The sequence below is a fragment of the Novimethylophilus kurashikiensis genome, assembly GCF_003112435.1.
Classification (GTDB): Bacteria; Pseudomonadota; Gammaproteobacteria; order Burkholderiales; family Methylophilaceae; genus Novimethylophilus; species Novimethylophilus kurashikiensis.
The window spans coordinates 51,324-71,371 of the sequence record NZ_BDOQ01000001.1 but is presented as its reverse complement, the minus strand read 5'-3'; the positions used below and the strand labels follow the sequence as shown (position 1 = coordinate 71,371).

Sequence of the window (20,048 nt, the reverse complement as noted above, 5' to 3'; positions counted from 1 at the left end):
AGGTAAAATCCTGTCTCATGGCAGACCAAAAAAATTACATCACGCCGGAAGGCTACGCCCGGCTCAAGGAAGAATTCGACCAGCTCTACAAGGTCGAGCGGCCCAAGGTGGTCGCGGACGTATCCTGGGCGGCGTCCAACGGCGACCGCAGCGAAAACGCGGACTACATCTACGGCAAGCGGCGACTGCGCCAGATCGACTCGCGCTTGCGTTTTTTGATGAAGCGCATGGACCTCGCAGAGGTGGTCGACTCAGCCAAGCAGCAGGGGTTGGAGAAGGTCTACTTCGGGGCCTGGGTGACGCTGTACTCCATCAACCAAGACACCGAGCACATCTACCGCATTGTGGGCCAGGACGAGCTCGATCCGTCACGCGGCTGGATCAGCTGGATCTCGCCGCTGGCCAAGGCTATGCTGGGCAAGGCCGAGGGCGACACAGTGAGGCTCCATACGCCAGGCGGCGAGGAAGAATACGAAGTGATCGAAATCCGGTATACCGCGCCAACAGCCTGACCCAACAGGCCTTTCCCTGCAAAAGTAGGACTTTGACTACACTCCACGAAAGCATGTCCTACGTCGCCCGTAATTATTCCTAGTCAAACAAAAAAGTAGGTACAATCGGGTAAAAACAAATCCGGCCGAGCCTCAGGCGTTGGTCACAATAACCCGCTGGGATTTCTATGGTGAAACGGAAGATTCATGGCTACCCCGTCCTGATTCTGGGAGCTGGGCGCGGTGGTTATGCCTTGTTGGAAATGTTTCTTGAAGACGATCTGGTAGAGGTTGTCGGGATCGTCGACTCGAGTGCAGATGCACCGGGTATGATCCTCGCACAGAAATTCAGTATTCCGATCTATACTGATATTCATCAAGCCCTGCAAGCCTGCACCTCCTACCCCGATTGCATCATCTACAACCTCACGCACGACGATAGCGTCATTGCCGAGGTCAAGGCCGTCCTGAACAACAAACAGGTCACCAGCGGGCCGGAAGCCAAGCTCTTCTGGCAGATCGTTACCAACCTGAAACGCATCAAGGGCGAGCTGGAAACCAGCCAGAACCAGCTCAACGCCATCATTCACCACGCCATGGACGGCATCATCACCGTGTCAGATACCGGCGAAATCCAGGCATTCAACCCGGCCGCGGAAGAAATTTTCGGTTACTCGCAAAACGACGTGCTTGGTCAGCACGTCAAGATGCTGTTGTCGGATGAGACCCAGCAGGCCTATGCCGCCGATATCGCCCGCTACCTTCAATCCGGCCAACGCGGATCTATCGGCATCCGCGGGCAGGAAGTCGTCGCCATCAAGAAGAACGGTGAACAATTCCCGATGGAAGTCTCGGCTTCGGAAATGGAGATCAAGGGGCAGCGCTATTTCGTCGGCATCGTGCGCGATGTCACCGAACGCAAGCTGGTCGAGCAAAAAATCACCCATCTCGCCCATCACGACTACCTCACGGGCTTGCCCAATCGAGCGCTTTTTTTAGAGCAGTTGGAACATTCCATCACCATGGCGCGACGCAACCGCTACAAGGTCGCTGTGCTGTTCCTGGACCTGGACGGCTTCAAGCAGGTCAACGATACGCTGGGTCATGATGCGGGCGACGTGCTGTTGCAGGAAGTCGGCAAGCGCCTCAAGAGCGTGATTCGCGAATCTGACATTGTTGCCCGTATTGGCGGCGACGAATTCACTTTCATCCTCAATAACGTCGGCGAGGACGCCAACGCGGCCTGGGTGGCCCAAAAAGTCATCGACGTGCTGGCCCTGCCTATCGACCTTAAGGACCAGCCATGCCATATCGGCGGAAGTATCGGTATTGCCATCTACCCCGATAGTTCGAGCGATTTCGAGACCTTGCTAAAACAAGCCGATGAGGCCATGTACTGGGCCAAGCAGAACGGCAAGAACACCTTCCGCATCGCCAACGAAGGCTTTACCAACGAGCATTAGCCGAGAAGGCCTAGGCTGCTAGAACAGCTCGGGCTGGATTTGGGGAATACTGGGAAACTCGCTATCCGCGCGGCCTTCGAAGATATCAATGGTTCGCGGGCAGCGTGCGATTTTGTCGATAGGTGTACGAACGCTGCGTTTGGAAGAGAGATTGACGTAAGGCGTATCGCTCACGCGAAAATAACCGTCGCTTTCAAGCTTGTCGCCCTTGGTTTCGATGATGCTGGTCGGCATCTTGAGGTTCTGCAGCGTCACTTTGCCCCGGCGGTCCGATTTCAACACCAGATAAACGGTCACACTCCCCGTCGATTGGCGCTTACCCCAGGTTTCTCCGACTTGAATCTGCATGGCTCCAGTCTAATCCAAATGAAATTGCTTGAGCAATGCGTCGATTAACGGCTATATCGCGCTCGCCTTGAGGCTGGACGTGCTTTAGAATCCTTCGTCCTCAAAGCCGCAAGCGGCCGTTACGGAATTTTTTCGAGCTGTCGCACTCACAGCATCAGCAACCGGGAAGCCGGCTCCCCGCCGCTGTAAGAATTGTTCGACCCACGGCAACTGCCAATCAAGGAGAAAAACCGCATGAACCAGCCGTATCACAAGCGTGGCCTCAACGCCGCGCTCCTGCTCGCGCTCGGCGTCGCAGCTACTTCTGCAATCGCCGAAGACAAAGGTGTCGCCTATGTTTCCAACCAGGAAGGCGGCGTCAGCGTCATCGACCTAGGCACCATGGAAACCAAGTCCAGCCTCGACATCCAGGCCAAGGGCCCGCGTGGCATCGGTATCACCGCCGACGGCAAGCTGCTAGTCACCGCCAACAAGGACGACAGCAACATCTCCGTCATTGATACCGCTACCGGCAAGGTCGCCAAGCAGATTCCCATTGGCAAGAACCCGGAATTCGTGCGCGTCTACGGCGACAAGGTATTCGTAACCTACGAACCCAGTTCCAAGTCCGGTCCTCCGCCCAAGCCCGGCACTCCCGCCGCCAAGGAAGACGATGACGACGACAAGCTGCCCGGCCATATCGCCATTGTCGATCTCAAGCAGGGCAAGGTCGTGAAGGATATCGTCGGCAAGCCGGAAACCGAGGGCGTCGAGTTTTCCAAGGACGGCAAGCAAATGATCGTGACCAACGAGTCCGATAACTCCATCACCGTGCACGACATGAAGACCGGCAAGCTGGTGAAGAGCGTCTCCGTCGCTTCCTACGGCGAACGTCCGCGCGGCATCAAGGTGGCGCCGGACGGCAAGTCCTACGTGACCACGCTGGAGTTTTCCGACAAGCTGGTCGTGCTCGACAGCAAGCTCAACCCGGTCAAGTCCATCGCCACCGGAAAATCGCCCTACGGCGTCTCCTTCGACCGCGAGGGTAAATATCTCTTCGTCGCCACCTCCAAGGAAAAGGCCTTGCAGGTGTTCGACGCCAAGACGCTGGACAAGGTCAAAGACATTCCCACGGGCGACCGCTGCTGGCATTTCAGTTTCACCCCGGACGATCAGAACATCCTGCTCGCCTGCGGCAAATCGAATGAAGTGGTTGTGATCGACACGCAAAAACTCGAAGTCACCAAGCGCATCGCAGACAAGGACATGCCCTGGGGCATCGTGACTTATCCGAAGTCTATGGGTAGCTTGGATCGCCCGTAGTTTCAGGTATCTGAGGTTGTAACTAAAACGGCACCTGAGGTGCCGTTTTAGTTTTATCGTGACGCAAGAAATCTTGCCTGCGGTATTCGATCAGGCGGGGCCGCCTGCGCTACACGCCAGGACTATCGGCCGAAATAAGTGAAGCGATTACGGCCTTCGCTCTTGGATCGATACATGGCCTTGTCCGCCCCCTTGAGCAAGCTGTGCACGTCCCTCGCATCATCCGGATAAACGATGATGCCGATGCTGGCTGAAACGTGGACCTCCTGATTGCCGAGCTGGAAAGGCTTTGCCAGGCTATCGACCAAAGCCTGGGCGACACGGTCGATACGGCTGGCATCGGCCAGGTCGGTCAGGATGACGGTGAATTCGTCGCCGCCGAGGCGGGCCACCGTATCCGAGGCTCGCACCTCGCTGGTGATGCGGTTCGCCACTTGCACCAGCAAATCGTCTCCAGCCTGGTGCCCGAGCGTATCGTTCACTTCCTTGAAATGATCGAGGTCGATAAACAGCAAGGCAAGCACGTCGCCGTTACGTTCCGCCTTCTTCACTCCCTGCTCAAGCCGATCGCGGAACAACCGGCGATTGGGTAACTGGGTCAGTGCATCGTAATTGGCATGCTTCCAAATCAGATCGGCAGCCTGCTTCTGCTCAGTGATATCGGTGAATAGCGCGACGTAGTTCTGCACCTGGCCGTCATCATCCTGCACGGCGCTGATAGAGAGCCACTCAGCGTACACTTCCCCGCTCTTCTTCCGGTTCCAGACGTCGCCTTCCCAGTAATGGTGCTGGGCAAGCGTTTCCCACATCGCCTGGTAAAACTGCTTGTCCTGCTTGCCGGAACTCAGCACGCTGGGATTCTTGCCTAGCACGTCATCGGCCGCATAGCCCGTCAATGCGGTAAACGCCGGATTGGTGGCGACGATGGTATTTTGCGCATCGGTAATCATCATCGCTTCGTTGCTGCTGTTGTAAATCGTCGCAGCCAGTCTCAGCTGCTCTTCCGATCGACGGCGCTCAGTAATGTCTTGCATTTGGGCGACGAAATGGATTGGCTGCCCCTGGGTGTCGCGTAACAGCGAGGTAGTCAGCTGCACCCATACGACCTCCCCATCCTTGCGGATATAGCGTTTCTCGATTTGGTACGAACTAATATCCTCGGTAATTAGCCGCTCAAAGTTATCGAGGCTTAATGCTAGGTCGTCTGGGTGTGTCAAGGTGAGTGGCGTCAGATTTTTCAACTCATCGCTGGTATAGCCCACGATGTTGCAGAACGCCCGGTTGACCAAGGCAAAGTGATAACTCGTATCCATGACGGACATACCGATGGGGGCATTATCGACAATGTTACGGAAGCCATCCTCACTCTGAGCCAGCTTCTCGTTGGCATGCTGCAAATCACGGCCTATCTTCTCATTGCGCTCAAGCGCGGCTTCCAATTCATGCGTACGCAGCCGGACCAGATTCTCCAGCATCACCGTGGATTGAAAAACACCGTAAGCAGACGACTCACCTGCCTCGCCGTATTCGACGCGATCCATCAATGCATCGATGATCTTGCGCAGCCGTCGGTTCTCCTCGGCCAGCGCTTCGAATGTCATCGAATCGGGCGCGACTTTCTTGCTATACATCATGCTCGCCCCTGCCGTAGCCGATGGCGAGCCCTGACAAGGTCTGGTTCATATGTATCCCCATGAATTGCTCGCCGTAGGTGCTGAATCCCACGGTATTGTTTTGTTCGAATAATTGTTCGACCTCGGATTGCCAGCCTTTTTCCTTCATTTCGATCTGACGCAGCACGCAATCGCAGGCAATCAGTAATTCCGGCTCGCCTACCTTGCTACGGACATTGTCCAGCACGGAGGCTAGATTCCCGGTGAAATCCAAGCTCTGGCCGATTCTCAGGATCAATCCCCGTTCGATAGCACAATAAAAAGTCAGGCTGCCGTCGCGGTTGGCTTTTTGAATGGAGCGCACATAATCCATGCCGTGGAGACGTACCACGACGGGAAAATCGGAAAAATGATTGTCGTCCAGTGCGTCCACCGTCACCCCGGTGGCCCGCGCATAAACCTGGACCGCCGGCTCGCCATTCAACTCGTAAATCGTGCGGCTTTCGGCATCGGCCTGGGTCACGACAAAGCGATCGTGTCCGCCGATGAAATTCTGTGTTTTGAAAATCGTGAACGGAGCCACAGTTTCTATGATGGCCAAGACCGTGGAATTGCGGCGGAATGCGTGATCGCTGAACACACACGTGCTTTCTATTCTCAGATCGTCGCCTGCAGAACCGCCAAACAAGGCGATACCGCCTAGGGCCTGTTGAAAAGCCTGCGTCACGATCTCTTCCTGGTTGCTAAGCCCGTCTATCAACTGAAGCGCGAAATAGTGGCTGCCATGAAAAGTGCCGGGCTTACCGAGCCGCCCTAGCAAGCGGCTCACTATGGCATTTGCAGCAGCAGGATTGAAGGAGTCCAGGCTTTCTACATGGCCGAGGGCCACGCTGAAATCGTCAGCAGGCAGGCTAAAGCCGGAAATACTGTGCTGGCGATAACCTGACGGTCCGATTTCTCCGGCCGTGGTACAGCCGATGACCGGGACTCCGTGAAAACAAGCGTTGATCTCCGCAGCGATCACGTCGAGGTCGTAATGGCTGGAACAGAAAAACACCACGAGCGCCATCTTGGGCGACGAGACTGCGGCATGAAACGCTCTTACCGCCTGCCTGGGATCTAAATCCTGTGATTGGGCCTTGCGAATTCGGCCTGAAGTGAAGGAGCCGTTCATTTATTTCTAATTGCATTGATTGTCGTCTACTTCCACAACATCATTGTAGCAACAAATTAGAAATATAATCCTAGGCAACAACCTGGTTATTAAGGGAATTTTGAAAATACCATGAATTTATTGCAGGTCTATTCTTACTCAAAATGCGTATAGCTTCAAAGCAACTCCGCCTTCCACTCCCGAATGAATTGAGCGAACTCCGAAGCTGGCAACGGCAGGCTGATCAGGTATCCCTGGAATTGATCGCAATCCTCCGCTCGCAAGAACGCCAGTTGTTCGGACGTTTCCACCCCCTCGGCGATCACTTTCAAGCGCAAGCCATGCGCCATGCGAATGATCGCGGTGATGATGGTGGCATCGTCCGGATCGGTATAGATATCCCGGATGAAACTCTTGTCGATCTTCAAGGTATCCACCGGCAGGCGCTTGAGGTAGGACAAGCTGGAATAGCCCGTACCGAAATCGTCGATGGATAGTCCGACGCCCATGTCCTTGAGGTTGCCCAACCACTCAATCACTTCGGCCTCGCTCTCGATCGCCACGCTTTCCGTCACTTCGAACTCGAGCTGATGTAGATCCACTCCGCTCAGCAACAGGATTTGCGTAATCTCTTGCAGGAAATTCTTCTGGCGTAGCTGCACGGCAGATAGATTGATTGCCAATGGGACAGCGGCTAAGCCCTGGTCTTGCCAAGCCCGGCTCTGTCGGCATGTCTCGCGGATGACCCACCCGCCTATGCTGCGAATCAGCCCCGTGCTTTCGGCGATGGGGATGAACCGCTCCGGCATCACCAGCCCCCATTCGGGATGGCGCCAGCGTAGCAGGACTTCCGCCCCCATGATGCGTCCCGTGGCAATCTCGATCTTGGGCTGGAAAGCCAACTCGAATTCGTTGTGCTCCACCGCACGGCGCAAATTGTGCTCGAGCAACGCCAACTCGCTCACCCGCTCGTTCATGGCCTGGGTGAAGAACTGGTAGTTATTGCGGCCCAACGATTTGGCATGATACATGGCGGCATCGGCACTCTTGGTCAAGGCTTCGACGGTATCCCCATCGTCCGGGAACACCGCAATGCCGATACTGGCCGAGACGCGGAGTTCGGTACCGGAGATGTTGAAAGGCGTCGCCGCAGCGTTCAAAAGCTTTTCCGCCACTTCGGCCGGCGCAAAGTGGTCGGCAATTTCGGGCAGCAACACGATGAATTCATCCCCGCCCTGGCGGCTCAAGGTATCGCTGTCGCGAAGGCAAGCGAGAAAGCGCTTGGACATCATCTTGAGCAACTGATCGCCCACCTCGTGACCCAGGCTATCGTTGATGTTCTTGAAGTGATCGAGGTCGATGAACATCAAGGCCACGAAGTATCCATCGCGTCGCGCCAAGGTGAGCGATTGCGAAAGGCGGTCGTTGAGCAGTAGACGGTTGGGCAGGTCGGTCAGGAAATCGTGCTCGGCAAGATACGTCATACGCTGGGTCATCTTGCGTTTTTCGCTCACGTCGTGGAACACCAGGACGACGCCCAGCACGTTGCCGTCATGGTCGCGAATAGGCGCGGCAGAATCCTCGATGGCGTACTCTTTCCCGCCGCGGCTTAACAGTAAGGTATGGTTGCCCACCCCATAGACTTCGCCGTGCTCCAGCACCACATCGACCGGGTTCGGAATCAGCTTGCGCGTGGTTTCGTTGACGATGCGGAAGACCTCTAGCAAGGGCTTGTCGATGGCCTGCTCGTTATACCAGCCGGTCAGTTTTTCCGCGATTGGATTGAGGTAGGTAATATGCGAGCGGGTGTCGGTGGTAATGACACCATCGCCGATGGATTCCAAGGTAACGACCGCCCGCTGTTTTTCCGAAAACAGCTCCGACTCGGTCTTTCTGCGTGCGTTGATTTCCTTCTGAAGTTGCTGGTTGATTGCCGTCAGCTCGGCAGTCCGCTGCTGCACCCGTTGTTCCAGCGTCTCGTTGACATGGGCCAACTCGCTTTGTGCCTGCATGCGCTCGGCCACCTCGTGCCTCAGCTGCGCCACGGTAGCCTGCAATTGCCGGTTACTGGGAATCTTCAACGCGACAGGCATCAACCGCCACAGCATGATGCTCGTCACAACCGATGCGGCCGCCGTGACGGCTTTCATGGAGGCATCCAGCCAATACACCGGATTCCAGATCGTCCACAGGGAAATGAAATGGGTCGTTCCGCAGGCGAAGATAAACGCCGAGAACATAATGAAGACCCAGTTGAACTGAAGATCGCGTCGGTGTCGGACGAAGTACACCAGCGACAAAGGGATGGAAAAGTAAGCGAGGCCGATCAGCCCGTCCGAGACCACATACGTCCAAAGCAGCCCCGGTTTCCACAAATAGCAATGCCCATGCGGCATAAAGCCTTCGCCGCCGAGAAAATCCCACAGCCCAGTCAACATGCAGCCCCCTGCAAGCAGATTGATTATTGCATTTTAACCATCCGGGCGAAGATAGTTATACTTTTTTCATATTTACCGTAACTGAATCAAGGGCTTGGTGGTTCTAGAGCCCCAGGTTATTTTCCAGTTGCTTGAGGCTAATCAATCCGGCTGATGCTGCATTCGCCAGGGCCTTGAGATGCGTCAGCGGATCGCGTACCGCGATCGGCAAGGCAATGGGAATCCCCAGCTGTGCCTGCAGTTCTTCGACGACCGGGCTCAGCACTCGCTCCAGGAACAAGCTGCTGGGCGCAAAGGGCAAGCGCGACAAGACATGCCGGCAGTCCTCGACGTGTCGTCGCTGATGAACGGTATGCTCGATGGTTTCGCCGTTGATCTCGACGCTCACCAGGCAGTGGCTGGAAGTCTTGCCGCCCAAGGTCAGGTTGACCAGGTTGATGACCAGCGGAAAATCAGGAATCTCAGGCAATTTGAGCGTGCCGGTGGCGCAATCCTTGGTGCTGGCTTTATCGATGGCAAGATTCAGGGGCATGGTGGTTCCTAACGTTAACGGTGGAATGCCCATTTCGCGGCCTTCCATAAGCCATTAACGGCAGAACTTGGGTCGACTGTAGTCCTTGTCCGACAAAATCATGTGCGCGTGTTTGGGCGATCCGAGACGATACGGCCGTCCACCAACTCGATGATGCGGTCGCACCGGGCGGCAAGCCGCGGATCGTGGGTCACGATGAGAAATGTCGTCCGGTTGCTCAGGTTGACTTCACGCATCAGCTCGAACACGCCATCGGCAGTATGCGTGTCGAGGTTGCCGGTGGGCTCGTCAGCCAACACCAGCGCCGGGTTCATCGCCAAGGCCCGCGCAATGGCGACACGCTGCTGCTGCCCGCCGGAAATGTTGGTCGCCCGGCTATCTTTCCATTGCAACAAGCCGACTTTTTCCAGCAAGGATTCCGCACGCTTTTGCATCTCGGCGTCGGGCCGCCCGCGCTCCACCAGCATGGGCATCATGACATTTTCGAGCGCGGTGAATTCGGCGATAAGGTAGTGATACTGGAACACGAAGCCGATAGCACGGCCGCGCAAACGAGTCAGCTCCGCTTCTTCCAGTTGGCTGGCCTCCTCGCCCTGGATGGACAAGCGTCCGTACTTGGGCCGATCCAAGAGACCGATAAGGTTGAGCAACGTGCTTTTTCCTGAGCCCGAAGGCCCGATGAGGGCTGCGAACTCGCCCTGTTCCAGCACCAGATCGATGCCGTGCAGCACTTCGGTCTCTACCTCGCCGCTGCCGTAGGACTTGGTAACGCCGTCGAGGCGAAGGACTTCAGCCACGAATCGCCACCACTGGGTCCAACTTAGATGCTCGTCTTGCAGGGAATACGGCGGAAATAATGCCTGTCAGCGTCGCCAACACCATCGCGCCGATCAGCAATTTCAAATCCACTTCGATGTTGAACAAGGGCGTACCGTCCGGATTCTTGGCGATCTGCCGCCACCCCATGAGAAACAGGCTCGCCATACCGGAGCCGATGCACGAGCCTGCCAACCCGACCAGCCCGCCCTGGATGAGGAACAGCCGCATGACCTGCCCGCGCGAGGTGCCCATGGCTCGCAAGATGCCGATTTCCTTGGATTTCTGCACCACCGATACCACCAGTACGCTGGCGATACCGAAGGCGACCGAGAGTGCGACAAACACGCGGATAATGGTATTGGTAAAGGTTTGCGCCGAAAGCGCGGTGAAAAACTGGGCGTTCGTCTTGATCCAGCTATCGGCCTCCAGCCCCGTTTCGGCGTTGATACGCTGGGCAAGGACCTCGGCCTTGAAGATTTCCTTCACTGTAAGGTCGAGGCTGGATACGCCGCCGACCAAGTCCAGCAGCGACTGCGCCGAATGCAGTGGAATATAGACGTTGCGCTGGTTCACTCCCTTGTTACCCAGGTCGAAGATCCCGCCGACGATAAAGGTTTCGCTGCGGCCGATGGAGGTGGTCACGCGGAATTTATCGCCGACGCCCACGCCCAAGTCTTTCGCAAGGTCGGTCCCGATCACCGCTTCAGAGGGCGAAACGCGCAAGGCGCCATCCACGATCTTGTCGTTGAGCGCGACGACTTTCACATACTGCTCCGGCTCGATACCGATGACCGAGATAGATCGGCTGGCATCGCCCCGCACGGCAAACGCGGGGCCGGAAGCCTCAGGTGACACGGCCAAAATTCCGGGCATGGTTTGCAGGGAATCGCGCAGCTTTTGCCATTGATCGATGGAGCGCAGTCGCTGGGCTTTTTTCTGCACGATGGCAGCGACTTGGGCGTCCGGCACGCTACGTAACGGCCGTGCGATTTCTTCCGGCGGCAAAATGACGATATGGGCCTGGGCGCTTAAGGTGCGGCGGATGATGTTGCCTTGCAGCCCGGTCAGCAAGGCCGACATGAAGACGATCACCGCCACGCCGATGGCGACGCCTGCGACGATGAGGATGCTCTGCATGCGGCCCTCGCGCAGGAAGCGTACGGCGGCGATAAATTCGAAAGGAAACAGCGGGTTCATGGCCGCTGGTCTGTAACCAGGGGCCGGATACGCTGTCCGTCCTTGTAGATCGCCAGCGCGGCGGAAATCACCCGGTCGCCCGCCTGCAAGCCTTGCAGAATCTCGACCTTGCCTTCGCCGCGGATGCCCAGCTTGACCGGCACACGCTTCAGCCGGTCGTTCTCCACCTTGAACACCCAGGGTTGCGGCTTGCCGATGTCGTGGACAGTCTCTGGCGGCAGCACCAGTGTCGAGGGACGCCGCGCCACTTCGATATCGGCCGAGATGGTCATGTCCTGCCGCAGATAATCCGGCGGGTTCTCCACGTCGAGCTTGACCTCCACTGAACCGCGCTGCGCATCGACGCCAGGGTTGATATAGGACAGCACGGCATTGAAATTGCGATCGGGATAGGCGTCCGCCGAGCCCAACGCTTTTTGTCCGAGCGCGAGCAGGGAAAGATTCTTCTCGTCGATCTGTACCACCAGTTGCGTCTGCCCTGAAGGCGCCAGCTGCATCAGCGCTTTGCCCGGTTGCACCACGTTGCCGCGCTCCACATCGCGCGAAATCAGCACGCCGTCCACAGGCGCTCGTACCGTGGTGTAGCCTTCCTTGGCCTGGGCGGCTGCGAGATTGGCGCGCGCCTGGGTCAAAGCCGCCTTGGCCAGTTGCACATCGCTGCCGCGCGGCAGATTGGTGTCGACCTGCAATTGGGCGGTATGCAGCTGGCTCTCGGCCACATCGAGGTTTTTCCTCGCATCGTCTAATTGCGACTCGCCGAGGAATCCCTTTTCGCGCAGCTGCTTAGTGCGATTGTAGTTGCGGCGAGCGTGGTCCAGGTTGGCCTGGGCCTGAACCACGGATTGCTCTGCGGTGGGCAGCCCCAGGCTTTGCAGCTGCTTCAACCGCGCTTCGGCCTGACGCACGGCACCCGCAGCCTGATTCAGCGCCGCACCGGTTTCCGCCGTTTCCAACTCGATCAGCACTTGCCCGGCCTTGACCGACTGGCCTTCTTCCACGGGGATGCTGGCTACGCGGCCGGTGATTTGGGTACCGATTTCGACACGCTTTGGCGTCATGACCTTGCCCGAAGCAACTACGGTTTGAATGAGCGGAGTGCGCTCGACGGTAAAAGTGTCGACCTTAGGGCCACGCCACCAGTTGAGAATGAGCCAGGCTGCCGCGACAGCCAAGGCCAATAGGAAAAACGTCTTGAAGGAGATCAGGCGCGAGGGCATAAGCGCATTCTGGCATAACTCCTTATCGCTAGTAATGCGTAAAACCCCGTAGAGAAGTAGACCCAGCAATGTAGCGCAGGCAGCCTCGCCTGCTTTTTACAATTGCAGACGAAATCGCCTACGCTGATTCAAACCACGCTCAGCGTTAGCGAAACTTCCAAACCCAAGCCGCCCGCACGAACGTTGCGCAGCTTCAGCGTGCCGCGATGTTTTTCGGCAATGTTGCGGGCGATGGTCAGCCCCAGGCCGGTACCTCCGAACTCGCGAGAACGCGAGGTCTCCAGCCGGTAGAACGGCTGGAACACAGCTTCCATTTGCTCGTCCGGAATACCCGGCCCGCCATCCACGACAGAGACAACCACCTTGTCTCCTTCGCGCTTGGCTGCGACATGGGCGAACTGCCCGTACTTGACCGCGTTGTCGATCAAGTTGAGCAGGCAGCGCCGGAGCGCCGTCGGCCGCGCCATGATAGAAACACCGACATGACTGCTGTGCGTCACTTCCATGCCGGCCTCTTCCGCATCGCAACAGAGACTCGCAATTAGCGAATCCACGTCCAGCAACTCGAAAGCCTCTTGTGCATCCTGGCTGCGCGCCAGTTCCAGGCCTTCCTTCACCATGCCCTGGGTGGTCGACAAATCGGCAATGAGCTTGTCACGCAGTTCCTCGTCTGCCACCTTTTCCAACCTCAGGCGCAACCGCGTCAGCGGCGTCTGCAAATCGTGGGCGATGGCGGCCAGCATGTGGGTGCGTTCCTGGATGTAGTTACGAATACGTAACTGCATGCTGTTGAAGGCGGAGGCAGCGTCGCGCACCTCCGTCGGACCGCGATTTTCCGGCAAGGGATCGCGCTCGATATCGAGTCCCAACGCATGCGCCGCCTGGGCCATCTTGCGCAACGGCCGGGTCGACATCAGCGCTACCAGCACCGCCAACACACCCACACAGAGTACGAACACCAGCAGATAAGGCAGAAAATCCTTGCGGAACGGGGGCAAGGTGCTGTCGGCAGGCATGGCGACATCCATGCGCACTTCAGCCCCGTCATTAAGGGTGAGGAAAACCGTACGGCACCGGGTACGCTTGCTGTCCGACAGCGTCGGCCCGGGCCGTACGGGGCAATCCAGGCCCTCGCGCTCGTAAGCCGTAATCATGCGCGACGCCCCCAGCGTTTTCGCCAGCACCGCAGCAAACTCCTCGTCCGGCACAAAACCCCGGATATCGTGCGTGTCGGCGAAATCCACTCGTGCACCGAACCGCTGGGCGATCTCGGCCAATGCCCCGCGCGAGGCCGCTGGACTGGCTTCCAGCGTCAGCACCAGTTGTTCCACCCGCTCGGCGGCATGGCGGGCACGAATTTGCGAAATCATCTCGCGCTGGGTATAGGCCGCCAGGGTCAGTACAAGCGCCGCCGCCGCGATAACGCCAATAAACAGGATGAGAAACACCCTGCCGCTCATGGATCGGAAAAATGCGGGGATCATCTATCGGCTCACTTACTATCGGCTCACCTGGGCAGCCAGCACATAGCCTTCGTTGCGCACCGTCTTGATCAACTGCGGCGTCCGCGCATCCTCGCCCAGTTTTTGCCGCAGGCGGCTCACCTGCAAATCGATGGAGCGGTCGAAAGGATCGGCGTCCCGCCCCTGCGTCATGTTGAGGATCTGGTCGCGATTGAGGACGTGATTGGGATGCGTGGCGAAAATCTTGAGTAAGCGAAACTCGGCGCTGGATAGCGACACGATCACCCCTTGAGGATTAATCAGATGCCGAGCGGTCAGGTCCAGCGTCCAGCCGGCAAACCGTAACTGCTCCGGCTCTGCCGCCTGCTGCTCGCGCGGCGCCTGGATCCGCCGCAGCACAGTCCGGATGCGCGACAGCAACTCGCGCGGCTCGAACGGCTTGCCCAGGTAATCGTCCGCGCCCATCTCCAACCCCACGATACGATCTAAAGTCGCATCGCGCGCCGTCAGCATGATCACCGGGATATCCGACTTCACCCGCAATTCGCGGCACAAGGTCAACCCGTCCTTGCCCGGCAGATTGAGGTCGAGCACGATCAGATCGACCGCATGCTCCCCCAACGCCCGCCACATCCCCTCCCCGTCCGGCGCCGTTGTCGTCAGGCAGCCGTTGTTCTCCAGATACTCGGCGAGCAGCATGCGGATGTCAGGGTCATCGTCGACGATAAGAATGTTGGGCTGCGAATTCATGCGAGGTTTCCTGCTTTTCAACTCGGGTAATTTAATCAGATTCAATCGATAGATGCTTGTCTGGAAAGAGGGATTTTGTAACGGTTTGTATCATGGGGACGGTATATAGATTTGTTTCGGATTATCCAGGGAATGGTGACTTAAGGCTAAAAACCGTCGGTCTCGTCCGACTGCCGAGTTACTTTCTTGTGCTTGCCCACAAGAAAGTAACCAAAGAAGAAGGCACCCCCTACCGCGGTCCTGCGGACTCCCTTGCGCTGCAGAAGGGGATTAAGAGATGGTGACAAGTTCGAGATGAGGGCTGGTTTGTTTGTTCGAATGCAGGCGAGGCCGCCTCCGCTACAAGACGTAGCTGCTCAAGTAGCTCAAAAACCGGCTTACGGAATGTTTGGCGATACCCCCAAGCAACAATAGCCCCAATCGATTGACTAACCACCCTTCCCCCTGACGCCCCGCCGAGCAGCACAGCCAACTCGGGGGCTTTCGGCGAGGACTGTTTGAGAGCTGCAAGCCCGAGTTCCGCAGCCGCCCGGCTTGGTGACAACACGCTGCGAAGCAGCTTGTTGCGGCGTAGGCTAACCTTTAGGTTAAGCTGCTTTAGCAGCGGCCGTAGCCAACAGCGCAGGGGAGTCCGGAGGACCGGGGCGTGGGATGTCTTTTTCTTTCACCGATTTCTTTTGGACAAGCAAAAGAAATCGGTTCGCCTGTCGGGCGAGTCCGACGGTTTTAAGGTTTTAAATCGAAAACCCCTGATTCCGGATCAAGTCCGGAATGACAAAACCACCCCTCACCCAACCCTCTCCCGCAAGGGGCGAGGGAGTATAACAACCAAGCCCAGACGGCTATAGGGTCAGATACCGCAAGTTATGCATCTTCCCCTTCCAACGTATACCCCGCCCCCTCATCCAACCCCAACATCTCCACCAAACGAGGCATCACCTCCTCCAACATCCCCTTCATCGTCCAAGGCGGATTCACCACAAACATCCCACTCCCATACATCCCGAACCCATCCACTGCCGGCGTTTGCACCGTCAAACTTACGTTCAACCAGCTCTTCACCGGCAGCTGCTTGAGCTTATCTATCATCTGCTCGGGCTCAGGTCGTTGCAGCAGCGGATACCACACGGCATAGATACCCGTTGCAAAGCGTTTCAATGCGTCCTGCAAGGCCGCAGGAACGCGTTGGTAGTCCTGTTTTTCTTCGTAGGGTGGATCAATCAGGACCAGCCCTCTTCGCGGCGGGGGCGGAAGCACGGCTTTCAAACCGGCGAAGCCATCTGTTTGTTCGATCTTCACGCGGCGCCCGGCACTGCTGAAGTTTTCGTGCAGGATATCGGCATCGGTGGGATGCAGTTCGAACAACCGCAGCCGGTCTTCCTCGCGCAGGGCCTGCATTTCCACCCAAGGCGAGCCGGGGTAGAGCTTGAGTCCGCCATCCGCATTCAAGCCCCGCACCAGCTCCACATACTCTGCCAAAACCGGGGGCAGGTCGTCGCGGTCCATCAGGCGTGCGATGCCTTCGGTATATTCCGCGTTCTTGGCGGCATAGCCTTCGTCCAACGCATACAGGCCGGCACCGGCATGGGTATCGACCACCCAATACGGTTTGTCCTTCTGGTTGAGGTATTGCATCAGTTGCAGCAGCAAAAAGTGCTTGAGGACGTCGGCGTGGTTGCCGGCGTGGAAGGCGTGGCGGTAGCTCAGCATACGGGAAAGGGAATGGAAGATCAGGACGATATTGTAATACGATAGCGCGATTCCATTTTTTGCCTGGGACTTATGCAACAACAAAACCACGAACAAGAAGTCTTCCACGTTGCCGACATCGCCCCCCGCCCTACGGCGCGTAGCTGGAAAATCATGCTGCCGGCATGGGCACTGCTGATCGGGCTAGGCTGGCTGGGGCTGCATTACGGGCTGGACGCAAAGCTGGTAGCGGGCGGAATGGTGCTGTTCGGGTTGGTGTCGAGCGCATTTGCGTGGCTGCTGGGCGTGATCGGCCTGGTGCCCATCGCCGGACCGCTGATCCTCAAAATCCTGGCGATCCCCTTCATCTGGCTGCTTAACGCCATCGGCTACCTGGTGTCGTTCATCGCCATCCGGCGCGGTTATTCGAAGGATGTCCTGACCTACCGCGGACTTACCATCGCCTTGTTGGTGGGCATCGTCATCGGCTATATACTCGGCAAGCTGATATGAATACCCAAAACAAAATCCAACTCGCGAGCATGGCGTTCATCGTCACCCTGCTGCTGGGCACGCTGTTCCTGCACCTGGTGCCGGCGGCGTTCATCGCTATGCTGGTCTACCTGATTTCTACCAAGCTCTCGGGATGGCTGGCCAACCATGTGCGCGAAGGTCGTGCGCGGCTGCTGGCGGTATCGTTCATCGCCTTTTTCATCGCCGGCACCTTCGTCGTTACCGGCATGCTGCTGGGGCACTTTTTCGGCAGTCACGAGACCGTTGCCGGGCTGGCGGAAAAACTTGGGGATATTCTGATCGACGTCCGCAGCAAGGTGCCGAAACCGCTGCTGCCCTACGTGCCAGAGACTCTGCTCGATCTCAAGCAGAATTTCGCCTATGCCCTCAAGGTGCACGGCGCCGAACTAACGGCTATAGGCAAGGAAGGCCTGCACGCGCTGGCGCATATTCTCATCGCCATCGCCATCGCCGCCATCCTCACGCTGCATCGCTTCAAGGATGCGGAAAACAGCAAGCCGCTGGCGCGGGCTATCCGCGAACGGTTATCGCTCCTGGCCCAGGTGTTCGAAAACGTGGTGTTCGCCCAGGCGCGCATCTCTGCCATCAATACCGTGCTCACGGGCATCTATCTTCTGGGCGTGCTGCCCTTGTCCGGCGTGGAGTTGCCCTATGCCAAAACGCTGGTCATCGCCACCTTTTTCACCGGCCTCATCCCCATCATCGGCAACCTCATTTCCAACACGCTCATCGTGCTGGTGAGCCTGGGGCTGTCGTTCAATGTGGCCGTGGCCTCGCTGGGTTTCCTGGTGGGCGTGCATAAGCTGGAATACTTCATTAATGCCCGTATCGTCGGCGGCCGCGTTCATGCCGCGGCCTGGGAACTGCTGCTGGCCATGCTGGTGATGGAAACCATGTTCGGCGTGCCAGGCCTGCTGGCGGCGCCCATCATCTACGCGTATCTCAAGGCGGAGCTGGCGCAGGCCAATCTAGTTTAGCGTTTTAGGTTTTCATGTCCGACCTCAGCGATCTTCCGCGCCGCAACCAACCGATAGCCTTTAACCAGGCCGGATTTGTCTCGCTGCTGCTCGACGACGGCAACGTACAAAGCCTGATGCGCAAGAGCAAGCCCTACCGGCTCGAACTCGGTTACACGCGCACTATGATGGGCTTTTTGCTGTTTCAGCCTGCACCGCGCCATATCGCCATGATCGGCCTCGGCGGCGGCTCCATCCCCAAGCATTGCTATCGGCAATTGCAGGATGTTCGCATTACTGCAGTAGAGATCGACCCCGCAGTGATTGCGTTGCGAGATCGCTTTTATATCCCGCCGGACGGCGAGCGTTTCCAGGTTATCTGCGGTGACGGCTCTGCCTTCGTAGCACAGCAGCTGGGTACGCTCGATGTGCTGCTAGTAGACGGCTTCGATGCCGGTGGCCAAGTCCCGCAATTGTGCACACAAGCCTTTTATGACGCGGCCTACGACAGCCTAGATGCCGACGGCGTGATGGTAGTGAACGTACTCGGTGCCGACCGCAATTTCGATGTTTATCTCGATCGCATCCGCCACAGTTTCAAAGGGCAGGTGGCAGTATCAAAATCTGAGGATTGCGACAACCGCATCATCTTCGCCATCAAAGGGGTGGCGTACCAATTGCCGGCAGATATGCTCGAAGATAGGGCGAAAACGCTCAGCCGCCATCATCAGTTGCCGCTGCGCCAACCCCTCGGAAACATCCTCAAATCCCGCGTCTGAGGCCGATCCCAGCCATATTCTGGTAGCCTGAAATAAGTTTCCGTGGTATTATTTTTGCTTCCTCGCAGTTAACTCCGTTCTGGGCCGCAAGGCCAACAGTTGTTACCCATGAGTCACGCAGTTTCGAGAATGCCGTTGATTGACGCGATCAAGGCCGTTGCTTGCCTGTTGATCGTTGCACATCATCTTTCGGTCTACGGTCCGATGTCCGACATCGCCTATCCGCTGATCCACGGCCTCATCGACGGGCTGTACGAATATGGTCGCATGGCAGTACAGGCGTTCCTGGTCATCGGCGGATTTCTGACGGCGCGCAGCCTGGCACCTGCCGGGATGCCCCATGTTCCCGATCCGCTGGCAGCAATCCGTAAACGCTATTTCCGCCTGGCGATTCCCTATCTTGCTGCGCTGACGCTGGCAATCACCGCTTCGGCGTTCGCCCGCGAGTGGATGGAGCACGCATCGATCCCCGACCTGCCCGAGATTCCCCAGATGCTAGCGCATGTGTTCCTGGTACAGGATTTGTTCAAGCAGGACGCGCTATCCGCAGGCGTCTGGTATGTCGCCATCGATTTCCAGCTGTTCGCGCTGACCGTAGGCTTGTTCTGGCTCGCCGCGCGGCTGGGCAAGGCTTACCTCGGGCCGGTATTCGTCGCCGGCATGATGCTGGCCTCGTTGTTCGTGTTCAATCGGTTTGCAACGCTGGACGTAACAGCGCTGTATTTCTACGGTTCCTACGGATTGGGCGCCTTGGCCTACTGGCTGTCGCCCCGTCGCGACGGCAAGACCTGGCTGCTATTGCTGACGATCATCGTAGGCACAGCATTACTGCTGGATTTCCGCCTGCGCATCGCCATTGCCGTTGCCGTGATGCTGCTACTCGGCCTGGGCCGCCATACCGGCTGGCTGGAGCGCATGCTGGTACCGCAGCCGATCGCAAAACTCGGCCAGATGTCTTATTCCGTGTTCCTGGTGCACTTCCCCATCTGCCTGATCGTCAACACGGTGTTCTTCCGTTTCATCTCCCTCGATCCGCTGGCCAATCTGTTCGGTCTCGGCATTGCCATTGCCTGTAGCCTAGCTGGCGGTGCCTTGTTCTACCGCTGGGTGGAATCGCAGCCACTTTCCGACAAGATGCGCCTGTGGGTGCCGGCCGGTTTTTTTGCCAGCAGCTATTTCGCCGCTCTCAGCAGCGCCATCTAATCCCTCACGCAAAAGGTGTGACACCCCTGTTTTCAATGTGCGGTTAAGCACAGACCTACTTTCGCCCCTCACGGATAAATACTTGTGTTTCTGCCAATGAA

At 57.5% G+C, this 20,048-nt stretch carries 18 protein-coding genes; 7 read left to right on the top strand and 11 right to left on the bottom strand.

All coding sequences use genetic code 11. The features are described from left to right. The first annotated feature begins 17 nt into the window (after window positions 1–17). Both greB and NMK_RS00310 read left to right on the top strand, forming a co-directional pair. The gene (gene greB, locus NMK_RS00315; protein WP_109013765.1) at window positions 18–512 is read left to right on the top strand and encodes a transcription elongation factor GreB; all 495 of its coding nucleotides are present in this window, start codon (window positions 18–20) and stop codon (window positions 510–512) included. A gap of 167 nt (window positions 513–679) precedes the next feature. Further along, complete coding sequence (locus tag NMK_RS00310) at window positions 680–1,954, top strand: diguanylate cyclase domain-containing protein (protein WP_109013764.1); 1,275 nt, start codon at window positions 680–682, stop codon at window positions 1,952–1,954. Between the two features lie 18 nt (window positions 1,955–1,972). Here NMK_RS00310 and NMK_RS00305 read toward each other — a convergent pair whose 3' ends face one another. Beyond that, the gene (locus NMK_RS00305; protein ID WP_109013763.1) at window positions 1,973–2,302 is read right to left on the bottom strand and encodes a hypothetical protein; all 330 of its coding nucleotides are present in this window, start codon (window positions 2,300–2,302) and stop codon (window positions 1,973–1,975) included. A gap of 234 nt (window positions 2,303–2,536) precedes the next feature. Here NMK_RS00305 and NMK_RS00300 point away from each other — a divergent pair, with 234 nt between their 5' ends. Further along, window positions 2,537–3,604 (top strand): YVTN family beta-propeller repeat protein, encoded by a 1,068-nt coding sequence (locus NMK_RS00300; RefSeq protein ID WP_109013762.1) that lies wholly within the window; start codon window positions 2,537–2,539, stop codon window positions 3,602–3,604. A 122-nt stretch (window positions 3,605–3,726) separates the two neighbouring features. Here the strand turns inward: NMK_RS00300 and NMK_RS00295 are convergent, their stop codons facing one another. The 10 genes from NMK_RS00295 to NMK_RS00245 all read right to left on the bottom strand — a co-directional run bounded on the left by NMK_RS00295 (window position 3,727) and on the right by NMK_RS00245 (window position 16,496). Further along, window positions 3,727–5,238 (bottom strand): diguanylate cyclase domain-containing protein, encoded by a 1,512-nt coding sequence (locus tag NMK_RS00295; RefSeq protein WP_109013761.1) that lies wholly within the window; start codon window positions 5,236–5,238, stop codon window positions 3,727–3,729. Then, entirely contained in the window at window positions 5,228–6,391 is a 1,164-nt protein-coding gene (locus tag NMK_RS00290; protein WP_109013760.1) for an FIST N-terminal domain-containing protein, read from the bottom strand. Before NMK_RS00290 ends, NMK_RS00295 begins: the two co-directional genes overlap by 11 nt. Before the next feature lie 155 nt (window positions 6,392–6,546). Continuing rightward, entirely contained in the window at window positions 6,547–8,808 is a 2,262-nt protein-coding gene (locus NMK_RS00285) for a putative bifunctional diguanylate cyclase/phosphodiesterase (RefSeq protein ID WP_227871282.1), read from the bottom strand. 103 nt (window positions 8,809–8,911) lie between these two features. Further along, a complete protein-coding gene (locus tag NMK_RS00280; protein WP_109013759.1) occupies window positions 8,912–9,340 on the bottom strand; it encodes a hypothetical protein in 429 nt (142 codons plus the stop codon). 98 nt (window positions 9,341–9,438) lie between these two features. After that, window positions 9,439–10,137: an ABC transporter ATP-binding protein gene (locus NMK_RS00275; RefSeq protein WP_109013758.1), complete on the bottom strand. Its 699-nt coding sequence runs from the start codon at window positions 10,135–10,137 to the stop codon at window positions 9,439–9,441. Next, entirely contained in the window at window positions 10,130–11,356 is a 1,227-nt protein-coding gene (locus NMK_RS00270; protein ID WP_109013757.1) for an ABC transporter permease, read from the bottom strand. The genes NMK_RS00275 and NMK_RS00270 overlap by 8 nt, the downstream gene beginning before the upstream one ends. Beyond that, on the bottom strand, window positions 11,353–12,573 hold the full coding sequence (locus NMK_RS00265; RefSeq protein ID WP_109013756.1) for an efflux RND transporter periplasmic adaptor subunit: 1,221 nt from the start codon (window positions 12,571–12,573) through the stop codon (window positions 11,353–11,355). The genes NMK_RS00270 and NMK_RS00265 overlap by 4 nt, the downstream gene beginning before the upstream one ends. A gap of 128 nt (window positions 12,574–12,701) precedes the next feature. Beyond that, complete coding sequence (locus NMK_RS00260; protein WP_227871280.1) at window positions 12,702–14,057, bottom strand: ATP-binding protein; 1,356 nt, start codon at window positions 14,055–14,057, stop codon at window positions 12,702–12,704. 15 nt (window positions 14,058–14,072) lie between these two features. After that, complete coding sequence (locus NMK_RS00255) at window positions 14,073–14,786, bottom strand: response regulator (RefSeq protein ID WP_109013755.1); 714 nt, start codon at window positions 14,784–14,786, stop codon at window positions 14,073–14,075. 864 nt (window positions 14,787–15,650) lie between these two features. After that, window positions 15,651–16,496, bottom strand: coding sequence for a 23S rRNA (adenine(2030)-N(6))-methyltransferase RlmJ (locus tag NMK_RS00245; protein ID WP_109013947.1), 846 nt, complete (start codon window positions 16,494–16,496; stop codon window positions 15,651–15,653). Between the two features lie 72 nt (window positions 16,497–16,568). Between NMK_RS00245 and NMK_RS00240 the strand changes: the two genes are divergently transcribed. The 4 genes from NMK_RS00240 (at window position 16,569) to NMK_RS00225 (ending at window position 19,947) form a co-directional block, all read left to right on the top strand. Continuing rightward, window positions 16,569–16,988: a hypothetical protein gene (locus NMK_RS00240; RefSeq protein ID WP_227871278.1), complete on the top strand. Its 420-nt coding sequence runs from the start codon at window positions 16,569–16,571 to the stop codon at window positions 16,986–16,988. Continuing rightward, window positions 16,985–17,986, top strand: a complete 1,002-nt coding sequence (locus NMK_RS00235) for an AI-2E family transporter (protein ID WP_109013753.1) — start codon at window positions 16,985–16,987, stop codon at window positions 17,984–17,986. Before NMK_RS00240 ends, NMK_RS00235 begins: the two co-directional genes overlap by 4 nt. A 14-nt stretch (window positions 17,987–18,000) precedes the next feature. Then, window positions 18,001–18,744 (top strand): fused MFS/spermidine synthase, encoded by a 744-nt coding sequence (locus tag NMK_RS00230; protein ID WP_109013752.1) that lies wholly within the window; start codon window positions 18,001–18,003, stop codon window positions 18,742–18,744. A 129-nt stretch (window positions 18,745–18,873) separates the two neighbouring features. Further along, entirely contained in the window at window positions 18,874–19,947 is a 1,074-nt protein-coding gene (locus NMK_RS00225; protein WP_227871276.1) for an acyltransferase family protein, read from the top strand. Window positions 19,948–20,048: the final 101 nt, after the last annotated feature.